Origin of the sequence: Membranihabitans maritimus (assembly GCF_021729145.1) — a bacterium.
GTDB classification, from domain to species: domain Bacteria; phylum Bacteroidota; class Bacteroidia; order Chitinophagales; family Saprospiraceae; genus Membranihabitans; species Membranihabitans maritimus.
In genome coordinates, this window is sequence record NZ_JAJSLW010000117.1 from 1 (window position 1) to 249 (window position 249).

General features: G+C 56.6%; 1 protein-coding gene. It reads left to right on the top strand.

Annotation, left to right across the window (positions count from 1 at the left end; all coding sequences use genetic code 11):
* The coding region (locus LVD47_RS23550; RefSeq protein ID WP_369427839.1) for an HAD family hydrolase at window positions 1–249 on the top strand (249 nt) is incomplete at both ends.

Consider the following 249-nt stretch of genomic DNA (forward strand, 5'->3'; position numbering starts at 1 on the left):
CATCGCCTTCCAGAGCGACTCGCTGTTTCGCCGCAACCGTCGCTTGGCCGTGTTCGACATGGACTCGACACTGATCGAGGCTGAAGTCATTGATGAACTGGCAAAAGCAGCGGGTGTGGGGGATCAGGTTTCTGAGATCACCGAGCGGGCCATGCGTGGTGAGCTGGATTTCGCTGCCAGTTTCAAGGAGCGCCTGGCCTTGCTAAAAGGCTTGCCGGAGTCGGTATTAAGCGAAATTGGCGCTTCATT